The organism is Legionella jordanis (genome assembly GCF_900637635.1).
GTDB lineage: Bacteria > Pseudomonadota > Gammaproteobacteria > Legionellales > Legionellaceae > Tatlockia > Tatlockia jordanis.
The window spans coordinates 2,924,073-2,950,842 of record NZ_LR134383.1; the positions used below are offsets into that span (position 1 = coordinate 2,924,073).

Sequence of the window (26,770 nt, forward strand, 5' to 3'; positions counted from 1 at the left end):
ATGTACGACACAAAGAGCAATATAAAAGTCCTCATTATTGATGATAATCCTGCTATCCATGCGGATTTTAAAAAAATATTAGGTCCCAAGGAATCAATTGAGCATCTGAGATTAAACAGCTTGGACAGCCAGTTGTTCGATGAACCCGGCAACAGTTCAGGCTTCCCTCATTTTAAACTTGATAGTGCCATGCAGGGATATGAAGCCGTTGTTAAAGTTGATCAGGCATTGAAGCAGAATGAGCCTTATGCAGTAGCGTTTTTGGACATTCGCATGCCTCCCGGAATCGATGGAATTGAAACAGCAAAAAAAATTTGGCAGCTCGATCCCAATATACAAATTGTGCTTTGTACGGCTTATTCTGATTACACTTGGGAAGAAACCATCCGCTATCTGGGACAAAGAGACAATTTACTCATTCTGAAAAAACCGTTTGACCCCATTACGGTTAGGCAACTTTGCTGTGCACTTTGCCATAAATGGCAATTGCTACAAGAATCCCGCGAGTACACGGAACAACTAGAAAACAAAGTACAGGAAAGAACCCAGTCCCTGCAGGAATTATTATCAGTAACGAGAAGCACGTTGGAATCGTCTGCCGATGGCATTCTAGTGATGAACAATCTGAATCAGGTTATTGATTTTAATGAGAATTTGAGAAAATTATTTAAAATTCCCGATGAAGTTATTTCAAGCAAAGACGCCAATTATCTCCTCCATCATATTGCTCAGAAAATATCGCAACCAGATATATTTTTGACCTTAGCAGAAAAACTTTCGAAATCGAACAGCAAAACCAAAACAATCTCTTTAAAGTGCAAAGACAATCATATCCTCGAAATTTACACTCAACCTTATAAAATGAAGGATAAAGTCTCAGGTCGAATCTGGTGCTTTCGCGATATTACTAAACGGGCTCAGCTGGAAGAGCAACTTCAATATCAGGCTACGCATGATTCCTTAACCGATCTGCCCAACCGTATTTTACTCACCGAGAGGTTATCGCAAATTCTCTCTCAATCAAGACGGCATGGAAATCATTTTTGTGTTTTATTTGTTGATTTAGATAGATTTAAACTTATCAATGATAGTTTTAACCACATTGCGGGTGACAAACTGCTGCAAGATGTGGTTCGGCGTCTTCGTGCCGTGATGCGTGAAGAAGACATTCTCGCGAGATTGGGGGGAGATGAATTCATTGCTGTTCTTGATTCGTTACAAGATGAAGCACACACGGCAAACATTGCTCAAAAACTACTCGAGGTTTTTTCTGACCCATTTATTATCAATGGCCATGAAATCACAGTTACAGCCAGCATTGGCATTGCGACCTATCCTCGAGATGGCGAGAGCATCGATGAATTACTACGTAATGCCGACATCGCCATGTACAGAGCCAAAGAGCAAGGCGGCAATCAATTTCAATTTTATACACACAGTCTTGGCCAAAAGAGCCTAGCCAAACTGACACTTGAAAGTGAATTACACCGAGCAATTGAAAATGAAGAATTCATCTTATGCTATCAACCGCAAATTGACTTAGCCACAAGGAAATTGGTTTCTGCTGAGGCGCTAATACGATGGCAACATCCCGAGAGAGGCATTATTTTGCCGATTGACTTTATACCCGTTGCCGAAGAATCCGGCCTAATTATTCCAATTGGTGAATGGGTTTTAAGAGAAGCATGTCGGCAAAATAAACGTTGGCAAGAATTAGGCTTTCCGAGGATACGGGTGGCTGTCAATGTGGCAACCAAGCAGCTTAAGCAACGCAATTTTAAGACAGTGGTCGAAAGGATACTGACAGAAACTGGTTTAAACCCCCAAGACCTGGAAATTGAAATTACCGAAAACATTGTGCTTACAGGAAGAGAAGCCATGTCCATTTTTAATGATTTAAAACAATTGGGCGTTAATCTGGCTTTGGACAATTTCGGTTCAGGGTATACGATCTTGAACCATTTAAAACTATTCCCCATTGACCGCCTAAAGATTGATCCATCCTACATTACTCATATTCATTCGAGTAAAGTCGATGAAATAATCATCGAAGCCATCATCACTTTAGCTAAAAACTTAAACCTTGATGTATTGGCTGAAGGCGTTGAATCAAAAGAACAAATTGATTTTTTAAAGGATCGTCAATGCAACGGCGTCCAGGGATATTATTTTTGTAAGCCCCTTGATGTAACCGATTTCCAGCACTTTCTGCAGAATACTTTCAGTAGTTAATTATTTCTGATGGGTGAAGTCAATTCCTGCTCCAGATGCTGATAAACCTTATCGTAGTCTATGGATGAGAAATCATGCTCATTGGGATAAAGAATGTATTCAGCAGCCTGATCCTTCTCATACACCAAATAATCATACCTATTGCTGGAATTAAGTTGGATAATTAGCCCCAGTTTGTTCTCATTATTCGACTTAAACCATTCGATATCTTTCGCATCAGCAATGTCAGGTATTAAAGCTAAGGTTAAAAATTCATCCCTAGTAATTTTTATCATTTTATTTCCCTCATCAAGTTGTGATTAATCCATAATTGCTTTTGCGAATGAGTGTAAAAAGAATAGGAAAAACCCAGGATTTTTTCAAATTTCTTTCTTAAAATAAGAGAAAATTGAGTGGGACGCTGTGTGCTGAGTCCCTCCCACTGAAATCAAGTAAAGTTTCACAAGATTGCAAAAATAAATTTTTATATGAGCTATAGTAATAAACAAGGGACTTTATTCCGTGAAAAGGATAATTAATTTAACCAGGCTCCTGCAAGGAAGGTGACATGACTCAATATGTCTATAAGGGTTTTAAAATCTGCTACAGCATTCAACCCTCGAGTGAAAACTCGAATTTGTACAAAGCGGATGGCTATGCCATTCGACCCACACAAAAAGAAACATCAACAGCCCCCCAAAAATTTCACACTGAACACCCCACCAAAGAAGGGGCAAAAAACGAAATTAAAAAATTGCTTGAAGACTACATTGATTTTGAGTGGCAGGAATTTCACGAGATGCAAAAAGAGATAAGGGAAAACTGAATAGCTTAAAGGAGCTATTCAGTTTCTCTTTGAAAGGTTCAGGGTTAACGACGCAAAAAAGCCGCGAGCAGAATTAAACCTACGCCAGCTATTAAACAAGTAGAAGCCACGGGTCTCTCTTGCACTTTTTTAAAGACTACTTCGGAATACTCCTTAATATTTTCACCCGCATCCATTAATCGATGTTTTCCCTCTTCATACAATTGCTCAGCGCGAGCACGACCTTCTTGCAGCAATTCATTGGCTTTTTCTTTAGTGTGGGAGTTGCCTCCGATGCGAATTTCCATTATCTATTCTCCTTCCTTAGTGGGTTAATAACATCAGTTTAAACATAGTATAGCAAATCACCTTTTGTATAATTACATTTCACCTTTGCTATACTGTAAATGACGTAAATACCTTGCAAAGGAGTATGCAAATGAGTCTCGTCATCCTATTGATTCTAATTTTAATTTTGGTCGGAGTTGCGCCAGCTTGGCCTTATAGCCGCGGATGGGGATATCGGCCGGCCGGAGGGGTAGGTCTGCTGGTTCTTATCCTGGTTATTTTACTGCTGTTAAACGTTGTGCCTAGTTAGCGTGTTTAACCCAAGGCAGGTTCATCCAACCTGTCTCTGGGTCATTTTATCGGTCGTATACTTATTCCATGATTTTTATCCACCAATAAAAAATGATTCGCGGGAACATCCTGCCAATCTGTTTTAAAATCCGTCAATTTTTCCGAAGCAACCAAAACACATTGATGAATCTGATCGGTTGTTTCTGACGATTGATGACCAAAAGTTACGAAGCAATCGCCTAGGAAATAATGCAAACTTTCCGGTTTTATCTTTTTATGGGTGGTGTAGCGGCTAGCAACCAGCCTTTCGCCATCGGTTAGACAGATATTAAAAAATGACGAATCACTTGCACCAAAATATTTTACTAATTCGTTCACTTGGGCAAAGGTTTCTTCCAAGACGTCTGCTACCACACTTAATTGACTCAGATCTTTCCCTTTGGCCAACTGCAGAAATAAAGCAAAAAGGTGTTCAGAATCCGTCTCTCCCTGAATCCAATGATAAATATCATCATCCAATAAATGCCTTAGATGCCTCTTAACCAGGATGAAATCAGCAATGTCACCATTATGCATGAGCATCCATGAGCCATGTGTAAAAGGATGGCAATTGTAGTTGGTTACTCCTCCCGCTCCAGCCGCACGTACATGTGCAAAAAAGCAGGGTGATTTAATCTTGGCGGTAAGTTGTAAAAGATTCCTGTCATTCCAGGCAGGGGAAATCGATGTAAACAGCGCCGGTTCTGAGCTAATGGATGGATTATACCAGCCCAGACCAAAACCATCTCCATTCGTAGGCATGCTGGATTCCCTGGCATGCAGGCTTTGCATGACGATGGAATTAATCGGCTTTACCAGTACATCAGCCAACAACGCTTCATGGCCCAAATAAGCGACAAAACGACACATTAAGAACTCCGTTTTTACAGGGAAATGTTAAAACTATAGCAATAAAATGTGGGGGGTACCTATCCAATTAAGAACCCATAGATCTTTGAGCTTCGAATTTCTTTTCTGATTGCAAATGGCTGCTGTGCTGAACCGGAATGAAAAAAAACGACAAGATAGCCAATGCTGAAACAATCAGCAGATAAATAGAAGGGCTCGCTAACCACCCGCTGTAGTAAATTAGACTAAGAGATATAAAAGGGGTTAGTCCGCCAAAAAAAGCAAATCCAAGGTTATAACTTAAGGCAATGCCTGAATAGCGTAATTGCGTTGGAAATAATTCGCTGAGTACTCGCGGAATGACACCTGCGGAAAAACCAAGCAACAAGGAGCTAGCCATCATCGCAAGATAATATAACTCTTTATAATGGACATAAATAAGAAAAATTGGATAGGCCAAAGCGGCGGTTAAGCCTATTAAAATCAACAGCAATCTTCTTGGACTAAATACATCGCTTACATAACCAAAGAAAATGCTCAGAAACGAACCAGCACCAATTGCCAAGGTCTTTTGCCATATATAGGCATTTGCTGGCAAATGCAGTACTTCATTAAAATAGGCTGGGGTAAAAAGAAATAAAGAAGTTACTATAACTGCACATAGGGCCGTAATAAAAATGCCGGCCATTACTGCAAACAATTTCTGCCTGAACACTTCAATAATGGGGTATCGTTCAATGGAGCGTTCGATGGTCAGAAATGCTGTTGATTCGTGCAAACCACGACGCAATAAATAACTAAACAAGCCAAAAATACCGCCTAAGACAAAAGGAACGCGCCAACCGAAAGCCTGCATCTGAGAATCAGAAAGAAAGCTATTCATTAAGGCATTGACCAAAGAACCCAACACAATACCCATAGTGAGTGCAAAAAAAATTATCCCGCAACCCAATCCCTTTTGCTCTGCCAAAGCTTCACTGACGTAAGTAATGGCACCAGGTATTTCCCCACCGATGGAAAAACCTTGGAGAATTCTTAGAAGAATTACTGCTATCGGTGCTGCCATTCCAATATGTTCGTAATCTGGGAAAATACCAATACCTAAAGTGGCCACCGCCATCATCAGAATGGAAATAGTAAAGGTTTTTTTTCGTCCGATGCGATCACCGAAATGGCCAAAAACAATTCCACCAAGCGGACGCACCAAATAGCCGATAGCAAATGTAGCAAATGCAACCATTAAACCAGACAAGCGATTGCTTAATGGAAAAAAGGCATGAGAAATATAGCCCGCAAAAATAGCAAAAATAATGAAATCGTAAAATTCTAAAACCCCGCCAAGGCTGGAAAGAATTAATAAACGCCGCTGATCATTTTGCATTTTCTTCCTGAAAATGAGGCTTTAGAAAAGGCCAGTATAGCTTTAAAAAAAAATACTGACTAGCCAGTCAACTGAGCCTTAAGCAATGGCCATAAGTCCTAGTCTATATTTAAAGGAAAGAGTCAGGGAGAATCATCTTTAGGTAGATGCTAAATAATCATGCCAAAGACTGTAAGGATAACTACTTATAATATCAACTGGGGGAAAGGCTCCTGGAAGCTTACAGCTCCGCTCGCCAGCATGGAAGCGTTAAAGGCGACCCATGCTGACGTAATTCTCTTGCAAGAAACCACTCCATTTTGGCAGGAAATTCTTGAAAAAAACTTTATGAAAAGATATCCCCATCGTTACTTTCGCCATCATGATAATGCAGGTGGCTTGGCCATCCTGTCAAAATTTCCCTGTGAAACCCTTGAATATGGACACCCTCAGATTGGATGGCATCCCCTTTGGATTTTTAAGGCGGAAACCATTCTGGGGCCCGTACAATTTGTCAATCTTCACTTAACACCGCCATTGAAGAATGAAACCAGCATGGGCTTATTCTTTCATGCCCTATTTACTTCAGCCCCAATAAGATTAAGGGAAATTTATTACTTGAAAAGCAAATTAAATTCAGACTATCCCACAATTATTGCTGGAGATTTTAATGAAGGGGATCGAGGTCATGCTGTTAAAGATTTGCGCGCAAGCAATTACATTGATGCGCTTAAAGCCACTCAATTTAGAGGTTACACTTGGCGCTGGCGAATCGCAGTCTTATCCATTAAAGAACGTCTGGACAGAATCTTTTCCTCTCCTTCCTTAACGCCCATTCAAAGTCAGGTTATTTATGGTGGAGATTCAGATCATTTTCCACTGTCGGTGGATTTCATTAATAACAATGAAAAATCTGAGAGGAATTTCTTTTAATGTAGAAATTCCTCTCAAAGAATTAGACATTAGGATTTTTTTCCACCTTTGTCCTGTTCATTTACGGTAGCCCAAGCCCGTTTTTCGGCTTCTTGTTTAGAGACGCCTTTGTCTCGATAATGTTCTTCAATGTGATGAGCTTTACGTTTTTGTTTATCCGTGTATTTGGATTTATCACCCTGTGCCATAATTCCTCCTTTCAAATCCATTAACTGTTTACAATTACTCCTCCATTCGGATGGAGAACCTGTCCCGTCATATAAGATGAGTCTGCTGAAGCAAGAAATACATAGGAAGGTGCCACCTCAGAGGGCTGTCCTGCCCGGCTCATTGGTACCTGAGAGCCAAATTCCTCCACTTCATCAGCGGTAAAACTTGCCGGAATCAAGGGGGTCCAGATGGGTCCTGGAGCAACGCCATTTACTCGTATTCCTTTCGAAATTAGATTTTGCGAAAGGGAACGCGTAAAGGCGAGGATAGCCCCTTTGGTCGCTGAATAATCAATTAAATGCTCACTGCCTTTGTAAGCCGTCACCGAAGTGGTATTGATAATGACGTCGCCTTTTTCCATATGAGGCAATAAAGACTTAACCATATAGAAATAAGCAAAAAAGTTGGTTCTAAAGGTTTGCTCTAATTGTTCAGGACTGATTTCATCCACGCTACCCTTAGGATGTTGTTCAGCAGCATTATTAACTAAAATGTTAATATGTGAGCAAGCCTCCAGGGCTCTTTTTACGAGTTGTTCACAAACTTCATAACTGTCCAGCGGCGATGGCAACAACCAACACTTTCTACCTGCATTTTCGATGAATTCTTTTGTTTCTTCTGCATCCTGCTGTTCTGTATTTAAATACTGGATGACGACATCAGCCCCTTCCAGTGCAAATGCACAGGCTACTGCTCGTCCTATTCCACTATCACCTCCAGTGATGAGCGCTTTTTTGCCAAGCAACTTGTCGCTTCCTTTATACTGAGGAGAGATGTATTCCGGCTTTGGGTGCATGAAGGCCTCAATGCCGGGTTGTTTGGCTTGATGTTGCGGTGGTTGCTGCTGTTTTCCATGAGGCATAGCGACTCCTTCAGGGGGTGCCCCCCATTTATTAACTGATAACAATCACTTCCTAATGTCTGGCACGGTTAGGTAACGCTCCGTAATATTTGTGAATGGAAGCTCCCCAAGTTGGATTTGACATATCGGGCCAGTGATGTTTGTCAAAACCCGGGGAATTTTTCAGAGTTTCCTTATCCACCGCAATAATGAAGCAATCTTTTTTATCGTCGTAAGTAAAAATACTCCAAGGCATTGCAAATAATTTATCCCCCATGCCTAAAAAGCCGCCAAAAGACAATACAACATAGGACACAAAACCCTCATACTTATCTAACATCAGGGCTTCAACTTTGCCCAAATCCTCACCTTGCAAATTTTGCACTTTTACACCGACAACATCATCGGCATTTACAATTTGACTAGGCATAGCAACCTCCTTTAGTAATCGGCTGAAGTTGTATTGGTAGTACTTGTTCCGCTCACTTCCATGCGATCTTGAACCTGAACTACACCCGGTACGGATTTCACCACATTAATAATGGCTTGTTTTTCTTGTTCGGAGACAACTTGGCCAGATAAATAAACTTGACCGTTTTTTGTTTCTACTCCTATGGACCAAGCAGGTAAATCCTTGCCCATTAAATTAGCCTTAATTAATGTACCTTTTACTCGTGCGGTTAAAAAGCTATCTGTTAATGGTTGTGAGCTCCCTTTTACAGTTAAGTTATCCACATTGATGTTCCCCACACCCGGCGTGGATTGTGTTAAAGCCACAATTTTTTCATAATCAGTATCAGAATTTAACTGCCCACTTAAATAAACAACGGAGTTTTTTACGCTCACTTTCACTTTATCTTTGTAAGCTCCCAGTGCAGCTTGCACTGAAGATTGCAAGGCGGTATCCGTTAATTGAATGGCACCAGGCCCAACGCTAGAGGGACTGGAAACATTCTGATTCAAACCAGGTTGGGCAGCATTTTGATTTTGTGTCGGGGGAGATGGGTTAGGCTGGACCGTTAATGTGGAACTGGAACCATTATTGGTGTAAGCAGCATAGGCTCCAAAACTCAGACTGCTGCACAGTAAAATAGCCATCGTTTTTAAGGAAAATACTCTGTCCATAGTTATATTCCTGTATTCATGTTTAAAGGTTCAATTGAGACTGAGTGTAGCTTTAGCTTTTAGACTTTGATAAGCATGGCTTAGCAAAACCAACAGTGTAGTAGAAAGATTAACCAGAACTTATTTTTAAGCTTAATCCTCCTGCCTCAATTGCAAGCCATAGCTACTGCCAATTAATTCTAAAAAGCAGTGTTTTTCCATGGTTAATCCCTAGTATGGCTTATTTTTAATCATAGTTGAAAATGCCTAATTGCGCAAAACTTGGCAAGATTATGGGAAGGATTTCCTTAGGTTCACTATTTATCAAAGTGCCTCTTTATTCAAAAAACAATTCATTTCCTATAATCAATATAAGTAAGTGTTGCGGAAATTAAATAAGGACAGGTTATGGCAAGACCAGTTTGGAAGGGTTTTATTTCATTTGGCCTCGTGGCAATCCCAATTAATTTACACACCGTTGAGAAAAAAAATGAGCTTCGTTTTCATTTGCTGGACTCTCGTGATAAATCGCGCATTCATTATGAACGGGTAAACACGGAGGGAAAGGAAGTGCCTTGGGATGATGTAGTTAAAGCTTATGAATTTAAGAAAAATAATTACGTCATTTTAAAAGATGAAGACTTTGAACGGGCTGCACCTGAAGCATTTAAAACCATCGACATTGAAGAATTTGTCGACATCAAAGATGTGGACTCCATTTATTTTGAAAAACCTTATTATGCTATTCCTGATAGTGCCAATCAAAAAGCTTACGTGCTCCTGAGAGAGGCATTAAAGAAAACCAAGAAAGTTGGAGTAGCCAAGGTCGTTCTCCGAACCAAACAATACCTGGCTATTATCATGCCTTATGAAGATGGATTGGTTCTTAACTTGCTTCGTTATTATCAGGAAATTAAGAAACCTGATGAATTTGATTTGCCCGATAAACACTTAAAGGAATATCGCATCAGCCCTCGGGAGATAGACATGGCGGTCGCCCTGGTGGATGATATGAGCGGTGAATGGAAACCGGAAAAATACCATGATGAATACCGTGAAGCCCTGATGAAATGGATTGAAAATAAAACCAGTACGCGGCAAGTTGAAACGAAAGAAAGTGAAGAAATGGCCAGAAAATCCGATGATGTGGTGGATTTTATGAGTCTATTAAAAAAGAGCCTCAAGAAAAAATCATCAAAGGGCTCAGCCGAGAAAACCAGTGCCAAAACAGGCACTAAAACCACGACTAAGAAAACCAAACGCTCTTGATAAGCGTTGCCCCCTCAGAGCATACAGGAGAAATATTGATTTTCATTGGTTAACCTTTTAAAGGGAATGGAAGCCAATTAAATTTCTCAGCAACCACACGAATCATCAATGCTTGCCAGGCTAACTTTTTTAATAAACTCTCCATGCACTTGGATAGTGTTCGTTAAAGCTACCCAGCCAATTCAAAAATTACTCTCCAATACTTCTATATCCCTTGATGTAAAAAATAGTTAGAATAATCTATCAGAATCAAACCATTATAAACAAATTCAGCTTTGTATTTAGTGTCGCCTGGCTTTGAGCAATGTTTGCCTCAGTGCCCGGCACGTTATTACTCTCACTATCTCTGTGTAAGGACACCATGATGAAGTTAAGCTCTTTTATTAATAAGATTATCCTTTTAATGTTAAGCAGCCTCGCTATAACAATAGCCCATGCAGGAAGCCCTCTATGGACATTCACGGCTTTAACGGCGACCTCGCTGACAGTCCCGGTGACAGGTACTGCGTCTGTTAAGTATACGGTTACCAACCAATCCAGCAAAGCACACACCCTGGCAATGAGGGCCATCCCCGGTATTACTCAGGTGACCACAGCAGGCAATTGCCCCAACCCCTTTATCTTGGCAGGGCACCAATCCTGCATCCTGAATTTAACTATTACAGGAAGTGCTTTGCCCGGAAACATTAGCGGCGGGCCTGTTGTATGTCAGGTAGGCAGTATTTCCCAATGCTATCAACCCAGCCCCGCTAGCAGTCTCCAAATTATTAAAGGAGATGCCCAATATACTGTAGGGGGTTCCGTCTTTGGCCTGCAAGGGACTCTGGTGTTGCAAAATAATGGGGCTGAAACAATAACAATGACTGCCGATGGCAGCTTTGTCTTTCCGGAGAGCTTCCAAAGCGGCAGTCATTATGCCGTCACCATTTTAAGCCAACCAGGGACACAAACCTGTACGGTAACCAATGGCAGTGGTGTCATTACTGATGCCAGTATCACCAATATAGTAGTTACTTGCTCGACCAACAGACGCACCATAGGTGGAACCGTGTCTGGCTTGTCAGGTACTGTCGTATTGCAAAATAATGGCACGGATGACCTAGCCATTACTAGCAATGGCTCCTTTACCTTTCCCACTCCGCTAGCACAGGGTTCCACTTATAATGTGACCGTACTTTCCCAACCCGCGACCCAACACTGTACTGTGACCAATGCAAGCGGAACGGTTGGTGCAAGCAATGTCAGCAATGTCCAGGTTAGCTGTACTACCAATACGTTTACAATTGGTGGCACCGTATCCGGCTTAACTGGAACGGTAGTTTTGCAGAATAACAACGGAGATAACAACAGCATCAGCAGCAACGGGCCTTTTACCTTCTCCACCCCTTTGCCTCAAGGGTCGACTTATAATGTGACTGTACTGTCTCAACCTGCGGCCCAGCACTGTACAGTCACCAATGCTAGCGGAACGGTTGGTGCAGGCAACGTCACCAATGTCTTGGTTACCTGTGCTGCAAACACATATACTGTGGGTGGAACCGTATCCGGCTTAACCGGGACAGTAGTTTTGCAAAACAACAATGCCGATGACGAGAGCATCAGCAGCAATGGCCCATTTACCTTTTCTACTCCTTTAGCTCAAGGCTCCCCTTACAATGTAACAGTACTCACCCAACCCGCAGGGCAAGTCTGTAATGTAAGCAATGGCAGTGGAACCATTGGAAGTGGGAATGTTACAAACGTTGCGGTAACCTGTATTGACTCCACCACCTTAACCACCAGCCTTACAGATTTGGCACTGTCAGTAAATAATACCGCTTTTAACCCCGCGTTAACCGGCAACCCGCGGATCATCACCATTACCAACGCCGGAAGCACCACAGCGACCGGTTTGACGGTCACCCCACCCACCTGGCCGAGTGGCACCACAAGTTCTACCAATTGTGGAAGCACCCTGGGAAGTGGGAGTTCTTGCACCATTACCATTACCCCCGGCAATACGGCCACTTCCAATGGCACTACCCCTTGCACCAATGGCACCGCCCCCGTAGCAGGGGTAGTGCAGGTTTCAGCGGCTAATGCCACAGCTGTGTCGACCAACGTCGTTGTCTTAGGTTACGGCTGCGTTTATCAGGGGGGATTCTTGTTTGCCGTTAACGATGCAACAGCAAACACGGGCAGTATCGGGGGCCAGGTTGCGGCTACGACCAATGAAGGCAGCCTCTCATGGTCAACCGTTTTCAGCATCACCGGCGTAAACAGCAATACCAATGGCGCTTCCAACACCGCCGCCCTGGCAACACCGGTAGGACAATTCCCAGCCGCCCAGGCATGCATCAATAAAACAACCCAGGGCTTTACCGACTGGTATTTACCGGCCATTTGTCAGATGGGATATGATGGGCAAAGTTTTGGCAGTGGTTGTGGTAGCTCAGGTAGCCCTTTACTTCAGAATATATATTCAAACTTAAGGGTAAACGGCAATATTGGTGGATTTGGTGTGGGCACTTTTTTCAGTTCCAGCGAAGATACCAGTGTAAACCCAAACCTCTATGCCTGGACACAAAATTTCGCAGTTGGCTCTACCCAAGGCCAGTCGATTAAAACCAGTAACCCACAATCCATTCGATGTGTCCGCAATTTTTAGCGACAACTGTCTAGAATACCACCAGGTCATTAATGACGGCTTTGATGGCCTGGTGAATAATTTAATTGCAAATTGCTCGTTTTAAATGGCAAAGTCTAATTGCTGAAGTGGCATAACCATGGCAGGAATTCAAAACCATAAATTGTTAGGAGTATCGATAAGCGATCAAAATTAACTGTCGATTGCAGTTATGGCCAATTATTTCTTCAATTCCATCTAATTGGCAAGATCAATTCCCTGATGTTTATAATAATTAATCAGTGGCTCAAAACAAGCAATTCCACCAGATTGAGCAACCCATTTCAGTGGTAATAATTATTGTTAGTGTCGCTTAGATAAGACAAAAAAATATTCTCAATTTCTGTGTCTTTCATAAGCCCTTCAATGCTTCATGCCGACCTGATTCCCATGAAATCAGACAGGTTTTCAGGTAAATTTGTTTAGAGTTTTTAATAGCCTTCGATGCCCTTCTTCTAAAAGCACTTCCAGTGATTTAGACGATTATCCCTTGCAGCTAATTTAAGACCACCTCTGGGTTCCTGGCTCCCCAATTGAATAGCAAACGAAGTTACTCTTCATAGTTTTGCATAGCAGCCATTGCTAAAGAGTCAAAATTATTATTGTTTTGGTGAGAACCTGGTTGATTTTATCAGGATGGCTAAATACATTGACGGTAAGGGGAAGGAGCTCATCATTATTTTGAGAAAAAATCTGCGGCAATATTTTTTTAGCGAGGAGCGATTCGTTGCTAGCAATATAGATTTTACCTTGACTGGGATCATAAACTCTAAACTCGCCATTCACCACGGGAGTCGCAATAGTATGAGTTGGGCTAGCCACTGTCATTGCAATTTCATTAGTTTTTAAATGTTTAAAGATTTGTCCCCAAACCGATGGACTGGCTACCAGTCCAAGGTCATATTGTTTAGCCATTGCCTTGGGTGGCGCAGCAGTTGCACTTTCAATTTTTAATAAAGAACCTGCATCATCCTGACAGAGTTTTTTATTAAATACCTGGGATAAAAAATGCATATAGGACTTTAGCAAAATTTCTCAAGTCACTATTTCTTGCAGACGATTCCATGGGGACGTGGCTTTTTATTTTTGCTTTAGAAATTCTAGAGGCTTCATCCACTATTATTATAATTCTGTAGTGACTTTTTAAGTGAATAAAATCGGGAAGATTCTCCTAGACTAGATGAATTTTGTTAAATTAATGATTAGCAAGACTAGGAATGAAGAAGAATTTTACCTCCTAAGGCGTCATAAACCAGGAGTGCGTTAGAAATGGGAAGCTACTGTTGCAAAGATAACCTTGCTCCTTGACCTTAGGCCTGTTTACAATCAACTATTTACGCCGGTATTTAAAATGGATTTTCTGATAAATGTTAATTCCAATCCTGGGATTTTGTATGTGATGCTTCGCTCCTTACTGTTGTTCGCCCTAAGTGTCATTTTAATACGTTATGGTAATCGCCGTTTCAACTTAAGCACAGGCTTTGATTATTTGTTGTTGGTTATCCTAGGTTCCGTCATTAGCCGTGGGATCAATGGTTCCGCCACTCTTTTAAGCAGCGCTGTAGCCACAGTCAGCCTTGTTGTTTTTCATCGGCTTATCGCGGTGGCTACTTTCTATTTTAAGAATATTGAATGTTTCTTTAAAGGAGAATCCCATCTGATTATTAAAGATGGCAAAATTTTGTTTCATCAATTGAGAAAATATCACATTACAGAAGCGGATCTGTTCTCATCCATGCGAAGTACCATTCACAGTGATGATCCAAGAGAAATAGCCTTTGCTTACCTGGAAGGTACCGGAAAAATTTCTTTCGTAAAAAAATGAGGCAGGGTTAGCCTTAACTACTTGTTGTAAATACGAAGACATACCCAATTGACAAGCCGCTTGACTGTGTTAAGTTTAAAGTGAGTGTTTAATTTTTTTCAATACTTTATCAATTGGAAAGTATTTATTTTTTAGGGAGGACAATTTTACTTTCCTATCTAAACAATAACTGTATCGTTTAAGGTACTTGGAGTTAGAAATGGAAGTCTCAAAAGAAACCGTACAAGCAAGTTTTGAGTTAAACCGTATCGCCGAGGAGTTAGTAGAAATTAAAATTGCGCTGTTTCAATTAGTAGGAATGCTCCATCAACAACTGCAACAAAATCAGGAAATCCCCACCCCCCCTATGGAAGAGCCATCACTACCAGAACCCAGTGAACCTCTACCCGCTGATAGACCCGAGCCAGAACCGATTGAACGGCCGGAAACTGAACCTGGGCATCCAAATGAAAGTGAACCCATCAAGAAACCAGAACCACTGCCTGACAATTTGAAACCGGTCAGTAATTATTTTTCTCAATCTAAAATTAAGGTTATTTAATTCCATTTAAAAGTCATGTATTCACATAGTGTACTGATCTCTGTCTGCATGGGGCAAGGGACGCGATGAGCGTCTTTGCCAGCAGACCAAAGGAAAAGCAAATGCTAAAAATAACCATTGGCTCTGCTGTAAGTAAATGGGCCCCTGTTTGATAACAGTCAAACGAAAAACCGCTTGTAGTAGACAAGCCACAATGAGGATTAGCCCAGAAGCTATTATTTTTTTCTTTGTCGAACTTTTTAAGTAAGTGACATTAAATAGTAACTCTGCCAAATTCAGGCCTAATAAAGAATAAAAAGCCATCCAGGCATGAGCCGGAAGAGGCCACATCCACTGGCTGTATAGCAGCAATAACAATCCCACAGTCAGTACAACCCCATGCCAATGCTGTGGATAGCGAAAGGTCAGGAATTGAAATGAACAAAGGAGTAAGGTGGAAAATATTAGGGCACCTATTACATCTTGAGGACCATGATAGCCACAATAAACCAGACTAAAACCTATGCCGCTTAACAAAAACAGCAGCAATGCACGTAAAAACACATTTGAACATTGATAAATAAACCAGCCATAAAGGGCTGTCGCCAATTGCATATGACCGCTGGGAAAGGCAAACCAATGTTTACCCAAAGAAGCAGGCAGAGGAACTTGGAAGCTTACCTTCAAAGCGATATTGAGCAGGATGGTCAGCAATACCAGGTGAATGAGTTTAAAAAATAACTCCCGGTTTAACCATATATAGCCGATGCAAAGAACAGGAATAATGATTAATGCGTGACTAAATAAAAGAAAAAAAGAAGCTATATGATCCGACATAAATCCAAGCATTGGAAAAAGGTGCAAGATTATCCAAGTGGCGAATAGAAAGCAATGGATTGTCCCTGATGTAAGTCAATGGCGGAAAGGAGAACAGTAAGCTAAGGTTCGGTTTTTTCTACAATTCAAGTTAAAATTCACAAGTTTATCCACAGTTTCTGTGGATTATTCATTCTATCTTTTTACTTAAAGTTCTTTATTAATTTCAATAAGTTAATGGTGTACATGACTTATTTTTTTGCAGAAATTATTTTTATAAACAAAATTATCCACAGTGTCTTTGTCAGCATTGCAAGGAACCTGCAGGAGCTCATTCTTTATTCAAATAAGTCCTTCTTTCATTCATGGTTTCAATGCTATTGATTACTGTTTGATAGCAAATTTCATTCATGATAGGTATATCGCGTAAAGGCCGCCCTGAATGAATGGCATAAGCAATAAAAAGACTGTCTTGCCAAATTTTTTCCCTTCGGGTTGCTTTGGATTTTACCCATAGTGCAATCCATAGGAAATGAAACAACCATTTTTCCCTTTGTTTTTCGAATTCCTGATTAAAGACTGCATCGATTGCCTCCTCCATGGCACAGGCTTTCACACCATCAACAATGGTGCAGCAGCGGTTTACTAATTTATCAATATGTGGATTCTCGACGAACCAAGATTCGGTAAAACGCTTGTTTTTTGGCCAGAATTTGGAACGTTGAAAAGATTTGTCCATGGCCTCGGGAGTAAACGGGCTAATTTGAATGCTAAGATGCTCAATTAGATGGGGAATATCCATAAGCTGCGGAAGAAAATGCCAGTTTAGTAATTCTTGCAGTTCAAGCAAATGCAAATCGGGCATGCCCCCTTGGGCGATCATGATAGCCAGAAAATGGCTGGTTATCATTTTAAGATAACTGGGTTCGACCTCTCGTAAAGTAACGCTCGAATCAAAAGCTTCGGAATAATATTTGGGAACTTCGCCTGCTGGAATTTCAGCAGTAACCCATGCGTCTTTAATTCCGAAATCTTGTTTAAACAACAAACCGCATAAATGATGTTTCCGATTCTTTTTTACATGGATAAAAACACCTTGAGCGCCACTGCCATCAACCTCACTGGCTTGAATGCGAATTTTAGGCGTAAATTCATCAGCATTAAATACTACCCCCCTCATTCTCTGCATTTTTATCCAATAATCAAATTGATCATGATAAATTGAAGGATACCAATTTTTAATTGCTTGCAAACGTGATAGTGAGATGGAACTTATCGTCACGGTTTTAAATAATTGATCGAAAACCGCCATCACCACATCGCGAACTTCTTTTTTGGGATGCAGTAAAGTTAAAATTGCAATGTCCTGTCCCTCTTCTATGCTGTACAAATCCAAAATTAAATCGGCAAAAAAATCCGCAGGCATGGCATAGCTTTGTGCGAAAAAATTTTCAGCAATGTCGAACTCAGATAAGTCGGATAAATCGTTAATCATTTCTCGGATGGCATTCAGGTGATCAAGCTCTTCTTCGGCGGTTAGTTCTCCTTCCTGCCCTGCCAAATTGAGGTAAGCATCTTGCAACTCTGAAGACAATTCGACATGTACCTCATAAAAAGCGTTTAAGATAGGCAACCAAAAGCTTAAGGACTGCTTGCCTTTATTGATTGCCTCGGCAATCCTAAGCATTAATTGATTAATCGTTCTCCCTGCCGTTTTATTGCCTGTCTCTGCTGCAGCCTGTAGTTGAGCAACGCAGATATCGAGGGCAAACACGCAAGCTGAATAAAAAGCCCTTTCGCTATCCACCTCATCATCTTCAAGCGTTTCAATGAGTTTAACTATTGCAAGGGCTAGATTTGGATCTTGCAGGAAGGGAGTATAATGCTGTGGATCAGGGTCTGCATTTTGATCGATAAGCGCAGCCATGTCCCTTATCCATATTTTTAAATTATCAAAGTCTGCTGTCATTATTGTTGGGAACCTTTCTGGGATTTCCTTCTTCATCAACGGCGACAAACACAAAAGTTCCTTCAGTGACTTTGAATTGTCCACCTGTAGTAGCCGGCTCAGCCCATACTTCAACCGCGATGGTCATAGAGGTGTTACCTGTTTTCATTAACTCAACGTGGCAACTAACAATATCGCCAACATGAACGGGCTTTAGAAAAGTCATGCTATGAATAGCCACGGTTACAACGCGGCCATGGGCAATTTTTTTGGCTAAAACACCGGCCGCCAGATCCATTTGTGACACCAACCAACCGCCAAAAATATCGCCGTTGGCGTTGGTGTCTGCTGGCATGGCCAGGGTTTGGATTGTTATTTCTCCACGTGGTCTGCTCATAAGCTTAGGAACTGCGCTTTAATTTGGCCAATGCATCCGCCATGGCTGTATTGAAAACCGTTTTCTTAGGTTCTGCTTTCTTAGCACCCGCTTTAACTGCTGCCACTTTTTTTGGAGTCTGGCTTTTTTTATTTACCACCTGCTGCGGCTTGGATACTTTTTTCGCTGCAGTAGACATTTTCTCTTCATTCAGCTTCATGCTGAGACCAATTCGACGACGCTCTTTATCCACCTCGATGACTTTTACCTTGATAATATCACCTGCTTTCACCACAGAATGAGGGTCGCTAATGAAGCGATCAGTCATTGCAGAGATATGAACCAAACCATCCTGGTGCACACCAATATCAACAAAGGCTCCGAAGTTGGTGACATTAGACACAACCCCTTCCAGAATCATGCCTTCTTCCAAATCCTTTATGTCTTCGACCCCTTCTTTGAAATTAGCCGTTTTGAATTCGGGGCGTGGATCACGGCCTGGTTTTTCCAATTCTTTGAGAATATCGCGAATAGTGGGTAACCCATAATGACCATCTGTATAATGCTCGGCATTAATGCTTTGCAACAGTTCGCGATTGCCGATTACTTGGCCAATTTCAACGTTTTTCTCAGTTAAAATTCTTTCAACTAAAGGATAAGCCTCGGGGTGTACACAAGAAGCATCCAAGGGATTATCACCGTTCATAATCCGCAAGAAACCAGCGGCTTGTTCAAACGATTTCTCCCCCATGCGCGCCACATTTTTAAGCTGCTCACGGTTTTTGAAGGCACCATGTTCATCGCGGTACTGGACGAGATTACGCGCTAAGGCCTCATTAAGGCCAGAAACTCGGGTCAATAAAGGCACTGATGCCGTATTGACATCGACTCCCACAGCATTCACGCAATCTTCAACAACCCCATCCAAAGAGCGTGCAAGGCGAGCTTGATTCACATCATGCTGGTATTGTCCAACCCCAATGGATTTAGGTTCAATTTTGACCAATTCAGCCAAAGGATCTTGCAGCCGTCTGGCAATTGATACCGCCCCGCGCAAAGAAACATCCAAATCTGGAAACTCATTGGCAGCCAATTCAGAAGCGGAATACACGGAAGCACCTGCTTCATTCACGACAATTTTGTTCACTTTTAGATCGGGATACATTTTCATCATATCCGCGACCAATCTCTCCGTTTCGCGAGAACCGGTACCGTTGCCAATACTAATAAGGCTCGCCCCATATTTGGCTGTAAATTTAGCCAATTCGGCAATTGCCTGGTGCCATTCATTTTGCGGGGCGAATGGAAAAACAGTGGTGTAGTCAAGCAGTTTACCAGTCCCATCTATCACCACGACTTTCACACCCGTACGGATTCCTGGATCAAGGCCAATAGTCACTTGATGCCCAGCTGGGGCTGCCAAGAGAAGATCACGCAAATTGCGCGCAAAGACGTGAATGGCTTCTTCATCAGCCATTTCGCGCAAGCGAGAAAATAATTCCAACTCCAATTTTGTGAATAATTTAATCTTCCAGGTGAGGCGAACCGTTTCCAATAACCAGGTATCTGCAGAACGTTTGCCATCGCTGATGTTAAAATAGGCGGCTGTACGTCGCTCACCGTACTCTGGTTCATTGGGCAAACTGAGACTGAGCTGCAGAATGCTTTCGCGGCGTCCGCGGAACAAGGCTAAGGCCCGATGAGAAGGAATTTTTTTAATCGGCTCAGCATACTCAAAATAATCAGCAAATTTGCTACCTGCTGCTTTCTTATCCGAAGCCACGGTTGATGTTAAAACTGCATGTTGCCATAGGTATTCACGGAGCTCATTGAGCAGCTCTGCGTCTTCAGCAAATTTCTCCATAAGAATTTGCCGAGCTCCTTCAAGAGCAGCTTTACTGTCTTCAATACCCGCTTCAACATTAATAAAATCTGCAGCGTAGCTTTCTGGTAGTAAATTGGGATCTTGCCACAAAGCCAAAGCAAGTGGCTCCAAACCGGCCTCTTTTGCTATTTGAGCTTTCGTTCGGCGTTTCGGGCGATAAGGCAAATACAAATCTTCAAGACGAGTTTTGGTATCTGCAGCAAGAATGGCTTTTTCAAGTTCAGGCGTCAGTTTGTCCTGATCGCGAATGGATTGCAAAATCACATTTCGACGCTCACTCAATTCACGGATGTATAGCAAGCGTTCTGCCAAATGCCGCAATTGACTGTCATCCAGTCCACCGGTGGCTTCTTTACGGTAACGCGCAATAAAGGGAACGGTTGCTCCTTCATCCAGTAAACGAATAGCCGTTTCAACTTGCGAAACTTGGACTTTAAGCTCATGAGCAATAATAGTCGCTGCCGCCAATGTCTCTTGAATCATTCACATCCCCGTAAAACGTTTAAAAAAACGCAAACATTATATACCGATTAATTCAACTTTTGCGAACTTTGACGTGGGCAATTTTAATGAAATTAATTGCAATACTTGTACAAATGGTTTTTTACAGCAAGAACAGCTCTAGGGAGTTAAGCTCGAATCTTGGTCATCATCTTTTGGCTCGTCTTGTTTTTGCAAATTAAAAAAGCTTGAATACGATGGTTCCTTTGATTTTTTCTTAGTGGCTGTCCCCTCCACCTCCTCTTCTGCTTTTCTCTTGGATGGTGTATCTGGAACTTTTTGTTCAAGAGACTTGCCTGCCAAAGAGGTTGTGGCTGGAATGCACTTGGTTATCTCCAAGCTTGCGCTTTCATCTTCAATAATATGATTAACGTAGACCGTTGTTTTCTCTTCCTCAGTCGAATACTGCGAACTTTCGCCAGCATTTGAACGGCTTGAATCGGTTAAATTTTCCCAAGCGTTATCGCTGGATTCAGAATCCGATTGTTTAATGCGTTTTTGTTCCTCATCTGAAGAGAGTGAAGGGTTTAACGACTGGGATTTTTTCATAATAAATGCACTTAATGCTGTGTTTATAGATAAATAATAATACATTCCCCTGCATTAAAGAATAATTATTGTACTTTTTGTAAAAATTTATTGTCAGCTTTCCGTTAAAACATTTGAACCCAGTAGCAGGATGAATTATTGTGTGTCAGGCATCTTCATAGGAGAAAGCATGTTTGGAATAAAAGGCGCAGGAAGTACAAACACCCAGCAACCTAAAATTGAGTCTGAAACAGAAAATCTGTTATTTGATTTACCTCAGGAATTGTTTGATGCTTTTCAAAGAGAAGGTTTTTTAATAGAACCCTCTAATCCTGCATTTACTTTCCCAGAGGATGCTTCTACCTTGCAGTCTCATGGAGATGCAATGGCTGGACTAACTCTACCTTTAGTTGGGCATTTAGAATCACAAGAGAGCGGTCCCCCTCGGAAACGAAAGGCGCCAGACAACTCTCCTCCAGAGAATACAGTCAAAAATGCATCAACCCCAACATTCTCTTCTGTTTATCGCCGCAAATGGGTCTATTTGGATTTGATGCCGAGGGCCATTCCCTTAAAGGAGAAATTCGTACCCGAATCATTCTACCCACAAAACAATGGGCATGCGCGAGTGAAACAACCCTATACATTACCGTGCGGGAGGCAAATCATCACGCTTGGTTATTGGTATTACTTGAATTCAAAACAAAAAATAAAATATAGATTTGACAATGGTGAACCTATTCCAGCAGAACGAATAACCGATTGGGTCAAAGCCGTTAGACAATTGGATGGCCGAAAAATAATTACTGAAGAGGCATTTTTTATTAGAAAATTCCGCCTTGTGAGCACGCCTTCACAGGTTTTACCGCGCGAGGAGGTCCGCCGCCATCTTAAATACAATCCTCATGACGGGAAATGCTATGTGAATGGTCAAGAAGTAACCTGGGGAGCTCTCAGCAGAATACCAAAAAGCTTTCAAGAGCAACTGCTAACCACTTCGCAACTCCTGCCGTCTCCGTCCATTCCTGTCTTAACAGCACCAATGCAAGCACATCCATTTGAAATGAATTTAAGTGTAGATAGTGGGCAATTTGGTTCAGTGGAATGCCTGGCAGAGGAGCATCAGGAATCAATACACCTTCAGTTTGGAAATAATCCTCCCCCACAAACCAATGCCGATCTCCCAAGTCCCATTCAAGCTTCGCCCATTGATACTATCCCAATGACTCCAGAAAGACGGCAACAAATAGAGAATAAATTAAGGGAAATTCATAGCCCCTTTTATCCGGCTAGATTTTACTCCCATCTTGCCTATGGACAACAACTGCAAACTCCAACTTTTTTTGCCTCAAAAAATCAATTAGCCTTTTCAAAGCAGAACTCCGAAATGCCGGAGTCAGAATTCAGCGTGAATACGCTTTAATCTGCCGGTTTGCTGGGTTAATCCCAGCAAATTGCCACCATTCCCTAAGGGATTAGCTACTTGGCTGTCAATAATGAATAAGCCAAACACTGTCTATATACTCATCCAAGCCGCGGACCTTCAAAGCATCCTCGCCACGCAAGCTCTGTTTAGTTGCTTTCAAACAGCTCAACTGACTGGCCTGCTGATAGAGCGTTTTGATTTCACTGTGTTCTACGCTATAGGGAGGACCTTCCATGCTTCCCTGGTAACTCATCGATTTAAGGAGGATAGCTCCACCAGGCCGGAGCCATTGCAGGCAGTGCTCAACATAGGAAGGACGTACCTTCTCAGGCAAAGCAATTAAGGCAGCCCTATCATAAATAGCGTCTACAGGGGGCACATCCATTAGGCCTAGATCAAAAACATCAGCAAGCCATATCTCAATCGCCGAAGTACAGTATAAATCAAAGCCATGAACGCTGCGCTTGCTAAACTCCAGTTGGTTCTCTTTGGCAAACTGCTGCACAGCAGTTTCACTGAGCTCAATTCCTGTTACGTGAAACCCTTGATCGACTAACCACAGCATGTCGAGGCTTTTGCCGCATAAAGGAACGAGCACTCTGGCGTGGGGAGTCAGCTTTAAGGAAGGCCAAAACTCGATTAAATCAGGATTAACTTCTTCCCGATGAAATGGTGTTCTGCCTTCCTGCCAAATACTTAGCCAAAACTCCTTGGCACGGTTCACTCAACTGTCACCGATTTGGCCAAATTGCGTGGTTGATCCACATCAGTCCCTTTGGCTACTGCGACATGATAGGCTAACAATTGCAAGGGTAGGGTATAAACAATGGGGGCAATCCACTGACCACAGCCTGGCACTCGGATAAGACGTGCGCCATCGGGCTCCCAATTTTGTGAATCATCGACAAAAACGATTAATTGCCCACCACGCGCACTAACTTCATGCAAATTGGACTTTAATTTGTCCAACAACTCATCATTGGGGGCAACTGCAACCACTGGCATGTCTTTGTCCACCAATGCCAAAGGACCGTGCTTGAGTTCCCCTGCAGGATAAGCTTCAGCATGAATATAGGAAATTTCTTTTAATTTAAGAGCGCCCTCCAAGGCAACCGGATATTGCACACCTCGGCCTAAGAAGAGTGTATGGGCCTTGTTCACAAAGAGAGAAGCCAGGTTCTTAATCTCAGCATCCATCTGCAAGACCCGTTCACAACAAGCGGGTAATTCTTCCAACTGGGTTAAGACTTGCCCTGCCCTTTTGTCTTTGCACAAAGCCGTAGCCAGCATGAGGAAAGCAGCCAATTGGGTGGTGAAAGCTTTTGTGGAAGCCACACCAATCTCCACTCCGGCACGGGTTAAAAACACGCAATCGGCTTCACGAACCAAGGTACTGGTTGCGACGTTGCAAATCGCCAGACTGCCTAAATAATTCATTGATTTGGCTTTATGAAGGGCAGCCAATGTATCGGCCGTTTCGCCAGACTGAGAGACGGTAATGAATAAGGTGTTGTCATTAACCACGACATCGCGATAGCGGTATTCACTGGCAATCTCAACCTGGGTTGGCAAGCCAGTTAAGGACTCAAGCCAGTAGCGAGCCACCAAACCTGCATGATAACTCGTTCCACAAGCAACAATATGGATTTGTTTTACTTGAGTAAATAGAGTACTTGCTTTTTCACCAAAACTGGCCCTAAGAACTTCCTGGGAAGCAATTCGGCCCTCGAGGGTGTCAGCAAGCACTTTAGTCTGCTCATAAATTTCTTTCAGCATGAAATGCCGGTATGGCCCTTTACTCACCGCCTGGTTGTCACCATTAAGGGGATGGGAGTCTCGTTTGACGGCTTCTCCCTTTGAGTTAAACAGCGAAACCTTATCGACAGTCAAATGAGCACTGTCCCCTTCTTCCAGATAAATAACGGATTGGGCAAAAGAACGAAGAGCCAGGGCATCGGAAGCGATAAATTGTTCGTTAATTCCTAACCCCACCACCAAAGGGCTTCCCTTGCGAATAGCCACCAATTCATTGGGTCGTTTCTGATGGATGACACCCAGAGCAAAAGCACCATGCATTTCACGAGCTGCTTGTTGAACGGCTTGCAAAAGATCTTCATGCTGCTGGTAGTAAAAATGAATCAGGTGCGCTGCCACCTCCGTATCAGTTTCTGAGGTAAATTCATAATGACTTGCTCTAAGTTTCTCACGCAAGGCATCATGGTTTTCGATAATGCCGTTATGAACCACAGCAATTTCATCATGTGACATATGGGGATGGGCATTTTCTTCACAAGGTTTACCGTGCGTAGCCCAACGAGTATGAGCAATACCCAAATGGCCGGTGATTGCCGTTTCCTGCATCGCATCGGCTAAACCTTGTACTTTCCCTTGAATGCGAACCCGTTTTAAAGAGCCCGTGTCGTCAATTACTGCGATTCCAGCGGAATCATAGCCTCGATATTCCAGACGTCTTAGCCCTTCCAATAAAATTTTACTGATATCACGTTGTGATGTAGCACCCATGATCCCGCACATACAAACTCCTTAATCTTCTTGATATCACCCGCCTTGTGAGTGGTTTGGCAGGATATCTGAAAAAAGTTGCCAAAGTATGCCACATTCAGCGAAAAAATCTAAAGATTTGCTGGTTGTTGGCAGGAAGTTTCATAACCATGCTGTTTCATCGCATCACAAATTTCATTGGCCAGCAGCTGATGGGCATGGGTTGTCGGATGTATTTCATCCCAAAACAAATAACTCTCAGGATTATCACAAAGGTGATAATTCTTTTCATTAGGTCCAAAATGGCTATCGCGATATTGCAAAACTTGCGCATACTGCAGAACATAATTATGGGCAAACGGAGAGTTTGCAAAAGCATGAAACATGGGAAACTTAATATCAATGCAAGCATCCGTAATATTGCTAAAGCCATATTTTTGTGGCTCATTTAAGGCTTTTTGCAAATACTGTTGTAAATCAATGTACAGAAAATCAACTTCAGAATACTGTTCGCGCCACTCTGCAACTCGTTGTTGCAGACGTTGATTATGTTGCTCAACAGCCGCCGCTAACACAGGCCTGTCGGTTGTTTGCACGAATTTCGGTGTAATGCCAATATTTGGCAACCCCATCACCACAACGTGCCGGGCTCCAGCCTTCACCAACTTGTGAACGCCTGAAGAAATGCCATCCAATACATTATCAATGTAGAAATTCATAACTGCGGGATTGTAATTGTCTTCAAAAACCAACACATTGAGATAATCATTTGCCCCGGTTAATACAAAATAGACGGTCCTATCATCCAAAGATTCATTCATCATCAAATAAGCCTGTACCGTTAAACCAAGGCTTGGCGGTATTAATTTTCCAACGATTAAGGTTTTTAACGTAGCAAGCGGATGGCGAATAAGGTTCCAAGTGGTTACTTGATAATCATAGGTTACAGCCCAGCTGCCTCCGAACGCTTGGTTGCTGTAGAAATGTGCATCCTCGCGATCAATGCCAATCATGGGCGCCAGGTATTCATTCCATACCCGACCGTTGGAGAACCGGGATTGCCAATAAGGCTCACCAGGAAGGACCGGTACTTTCTTCACTTTGCTTACCAAATTGGCCAAAAATGGGCCGAATTCCGTATCAAAAAAATTGGTGACGATTTCGACACCAGCATCCAAAACCACTTGTGGGACGTAGTACTCAGTCGCGAACTCTTCCATTTTATTGAGCACAAAGACTTTTAAAGGGCGAACAAGATAGGCAGGACTTTCGTCTTGCCGCAAACTTTTTAACAAATGGGTGGTATTTCCAATATCAGACAAACTGTCGCCGAATACCACCATCGATTTAATGGATTTAGATGCAAAAAGAGTCATAGGCAAACAAAGAACCACTAACCCCACCCAATAGCACATCCTAGTGCAATGTGATGACATAATCTCTCCTTAGATTAAAAATCCCACCTGTTATTCCAACACGGAGGGGGGACTCTCCCTAGTTGACACTCAGTCAAAGCATGTTTAGGGGAGTTTTGGGGAAAGAATGCTTTCTCCAATATTCTACTAGATTAGATGCTGC

At 42.3% G+C, this 26,770-nt stretch carries 26 protein-coding genes; 9 read left to right on the forward strand and 17 right to left on the reverse strand.

What is annotated here, in order from left to right; all coding sequences use genetic code 11:
* Positions 1–2,232, forward strand: coding sequence for an EAL domain-containing protein (locus EL203_RS13225; protein ID WP_058471772.1), 2,232 nt, complete (start codon positions 1–3; stop codon positions 2,230–2,232).
* On the opposite strand, the gene EL203_RS13230 is transcribed toward EL203_RS13225, so the two are convergent.
* Complete coding sequence (locus EL203_RS13230; protein WP_058471771.1) at positions 2,229–2,507, reverse strand: hypothetical protein; 279 nt, start codon at positions 2,505–2,507, stop codon at positions 2,229–2,231. The genes EL203_RS13225 and EL203_RS13230 overlap by 4 nt on opposite strands.
* 272 nt (positions 2,508–2,779) lie before the next feature.
* Here EL203_RS13230 and EL203_RS13235 point away from each other — a divergent pair, with 272 nt between their 5' ends.
* Positions 2,780–3,037: a hypothetical protein gene (locus EL203_RS13235; RefSeq protein WP_058471770.1), complete on the forward strand. Its 258-nt coding sequence runs from the start codon at positions 2,780–2,782 to the stop codon at positions 3,035–3,037.
* A 44-nt stretch (positions 3,038–3,081) separates the two neighbouring features.
* Here EL203_RS13235 and EL203_RS13240 read toward each other — a convergent pair whose 3' ends face one another.
* Positions 3,082–3,324, reverse strand: coding sequence for a hypothetical protein (locus EL203_RS13240; RefSeq protein WP_058471769.1), 243 nt, complete (start codon positions 3,322–3,324; stop codon positions 3,082–3,084).
* A gap of 131 nt (positions 3,325–3,455) precedes the next feature.
* Here EL203_RS13240 and EL203_RS13245 point away from each other — a divergent pair, with 131 nt between their 5' ends.
* Positions 3,456–3,614, forward strand: a complete 159-nt coding sequence (locus EL203_RS13245; RefSeq protein WP_197723118.1) for a DUF3309 family protein — start codon at positions 3,456–3,458, stop codon at positions 3,612–3,614.
* Between the two features lie 41 nt (positions 3,615–3,655).
* On the opposite strand, the gene EL203_RS13250 is transcribed toward EL203_RS13245, so the two are convergent.
* Both EL203_RS13250 and EL203_RS13255 read right to left on the reverse strand, forming a co-directional pair.
* Positions 3,656–4,504, reverse strand: a complete 849-nt coding sequence (locus EL203_RS13250) for a class II glutamine amidotransferase (protein ID WP_058471768.1) — start codon at positions 4,502–4,504, stop codon at positions 3,656–3,658.
* A 67-nt stretch (positions 4,505–4,571) separates the two neighbouring features.
* Complete coding sequence (locus tag EL203_RS13255; RefSeq protein ID WP_058471767.1) at positions 4,572–5,864, reverse strand: MFS transporter; 1,293 nt, start codon at positions 5,862–5,864, stop codon at positions 4,572–4,574.
* 159 nt (positions 5,865–6,023) lie between these two features.
* Here EL203_RS13255 and EL203_RS13260 point away from each other — a divergent pair, with 159 nt between their 5' ends.
* The gene (locus EL203_RS13260) at positions 6,024–6,776 is read left to right on the forward strand and encodes an endonuclease/exonuclease/phosphatase family protein (RefSeq protein WP_058471766.1); all 753 of its coding nucleotides are present in this window, start codon (positions 6,024–6,026) and stop codon (positions 6,774–6,776) included.
* A 29-nt stretch (positions 6,777–6,805) separates the two neighbouring features.
* Here EL203_RS13260 and EL203_RS14470 read toward each other — a convergent pair whose 3' ends face one another.
* Genes EL203_RS14470 through EL203_RS13275 form a run of 4 tightly spaced genes read right to left on the reverse strand, consistent with a single transcriptional unit; the run spans position 6,806 to position 8,952 of the window.
* On the reverse strand, positions 6,806–6,964 hold the full coding sequence (locus EL203_RS14470; RefSeq protein ID WP_058472256.1) for a hypothetical protein: 159 nt from the start codon (positions 6,962–6,964) through the stop codon (positions 6,806–6,808).
* Positions 6,965–6,984: 20 nt separating this feature from the next.
* On the reverse strand, positions 6,985–7,848 hold the full coding sequence (locus EL203_RS13265) for an SDR family oxidoreductase (protein WP_058471765.1): 864 nt from the start codon (positions 7,846–7,848) through the stop codon (positions 6,985–6,987).
* Positions 7,849–7,900: 52 nt separating this feature from the next.
* Positions 7,901–8,257, reverse strand: coding sequence for a PRC-barrel domain-containing protein (locus tag EL203_RS13270; protein ID WP_058471764.1), 357 nt, complete (start codon positions 8,255–8,257; stop codon positions 7,901–7,903).
* Positions 8,258–8,268: 11 nt separating this feature from the next.
* Positions 8,269–8,952 (reverse strand): BON domain-containing protein, encoded by a 684-nt coding sequence (locus EL203_RS13275; protein WP_058471763.1) that lies wholly within the window; start codon positions 8,950–8,952, stop codon positions 8,269–8,271.
* A 387-nt stretch (positions 8,953–9,339) separates the two neighbouring features.
* On the opposite strand from EL203_RS13275, the gene ku reads away from it, so the two are divergent.
* Together ku and EL203_RS13285 are read left to right on the forward strand one after the other, a co-directional pair.
* The gene (gene ku / locus EL203_RS13280; protein ID WP_058471762.1) at positions 9,340–10,200 is read left to right on the forward strand and encodes a non-homologous end joining protein Ku; all 861 of its coding nucleotides are present in this window, start codon (positions 9,340–9,342) and stop codon (positions 10,198–10,200) included.
* A gap of 361 nt (positions 10,201–10,561) precedes the next feature.
* Positions 10,562–12,847 (forward strand): beta strand repeat-containing protein, encoded by a 2,286-nt coding sequence (locus tag EL203_RS13285; RefSeq protein ID WP_126320127.1) that lies wholly within the window; start codon positions 10,562–10,564, stop codon positions 12,845–12,847.
* Positions 12,848–13,447: 600 nt separating this feature from the next.
* Here EL203_RS13285 and EL203_RS13290 read toward each other — a convergent pair.
* Entirely contained in the window at positions 13,448–13,894 is a 447-nt protein-coding gene (locus EL203_RS13290; RefSeq protein WP_232003963.1) for a hypothetical protein, read from the reverse strand.
* A 322-nt stretch (positions 13,895–14,216) separates the two neighbouring features.
* Between EL203_RS13290 and EL203_RS13295 the strand changes: the two genes are divergently transcribed.
* Together EL203_RS13295 and EL203_RS13300 are read left to right on the forward strand one after the other, a co-directional pair.
* Positions 14,217–14,690, forward strand: coding sequence for a DUF421 domain-containing protein (locus EL203_RS13295; RefSeq protein WP_058471759.1), 474 nt, complete (start codon positions 14,217–14,219; stop codon positions 14,688–14,690).
* Positions 14,691–14,889: 199 nt separating this feature from the next.
* Entirely contained in the window at positions 14,890–15,231 is a 342-nt protein-coding gene (locus tag EL203_RS13300; RefSeq protein WP_058471758.1) for a hypothetical protein, read from the forward strand.
* A 21-nt stretch (positions 15,232–15,252) separates the two neighbouring features.
* Here EL203_RS13300 and EL203_RS13305 read toward each other — a convergent pair whose 3' ends face one another.
* The 5 genes from EL203_RS13305 to EL203_RS13325 form a co-directional block, all read right to left on the reverse strand.
* Complete coding sequence (locus EL203_RS13305) at positions 15,253–16,047, reverse strand: phosphatase PAP2 family protein (protein ID WP_058471757.1); 795 nt, start codon at positions 16,045–16,047, stop codon at positions 15,253–15,255.
* 310 nt (positions 16,048–16,357) lie between these two features.
* Positions 16,358–17,995 (reverse strand): hypothetical protein, encoded by a 1,638-nt coding sequence (locus EL203_RS13310; protein ID WP_058471756.1) that lies wholly within the window; start codon positions 17,993–17,995, stop codon positions 16,358–16,360.
* Positions 17,979–18,371 (reverse strand): acyl-CoA thioester hydrolase YciA, encoded by a 393-nt coding sequence (gene yciA, locus EL203_RS13315; RefSeq protein WP_058471755.1) that lies wholly within the window; start codon positions 18,369–18,371, stop codon positions 17,979–17,981. The genes EL203_RS13310 and yciA overlap by 17 nt, the downstream gene beginning before the upstream one ends.
* 4 nt (positions 18,372–18,375) lie before the next feature.
* The gene (locus EL203_RS13320; RefSeq protein ID WP_058471754.1) at positions 18,376–20,718 is read right to left on the reverse strand and encodes a Tex family protein; all 2,343 of its coding nucleotides are present in this window, start codon (positions 20,716–20,718) and stop codon (positions 18,376–18,378) included.
* Positions 20,719–20,856: 138 nt separating this feature from the next.
* Entirely contained in the window at positions 20,857–21,285 is a 429-nt protein-coding gene (locus EL203_RS13325; RefSeq protein WP_126320129.1) for a hypothetical protein, read from the reverse strand.
* A 169-nt stretch (positions 21,286–21,454) separates the two neighbouring features.
* Between EL203_RS13325 and EL203_RS13330 the strand changes: the two genes are divergently transcribed.
* Positions 21,455–22,687, forward strand: coding sequence for a hypothetical protein (locus tag EL203_RS13330; RefSeq protein WP_058471752.1), 1,233 nt, complete (start codon positions 21,455–21,457; stop codon positions 22,685–22,687).
* 67 nt (positions 22,688–22,754) lie between these two features.
* On the opposite strand, the gene tmpT is transcribed toward EL203_RS13330, so the two are convergent.
* The 3 genes from tmpT to plaC form a co-directional block, all read right to left on the reverse strand.
* A complete protein-coding gene (gene tmpT / locus EL203_RS13335) occupies positions 22,755–23,414 on the reverse strand; it encodes a thiopurine S-methyltransferase (RefSeq protein ID WP_058471751.1) in 660 nt (219 codons plus the stop codon).
* Complete coding sequence (glmS, locus tag EL203_RS13340; RefSeq protein ID WP_058471750.1) at positions 23,411–25,225, reverse strand: glutamine--fructose-6-phosphate transaminase (isomerizing); 1,815 nt, start codon at positions 25,223–25,225, stop codon at positions 23,411–23,413. Before glmS ends, tmpT begins: the two co-directional genes overlap by 4 nt.
* A 98-nt stretch (positions 25,226–25,323) precedes the next feature.
* Complete coding sequence (gene plaC, locus EL203_RS13345; protein WP_082647192.1) at positions 25,324–26,628, reverse strand: lysophospholipase/glycerophospholipid:cholesterol acyltransferase PlaC; 1,305 nt, start codon at positions 26,626–26,628, stop codon at positions 25,324–25,326.
* Between the last annotated feature and the right edge of the window lie 142 nt (positions 26,629–26,770).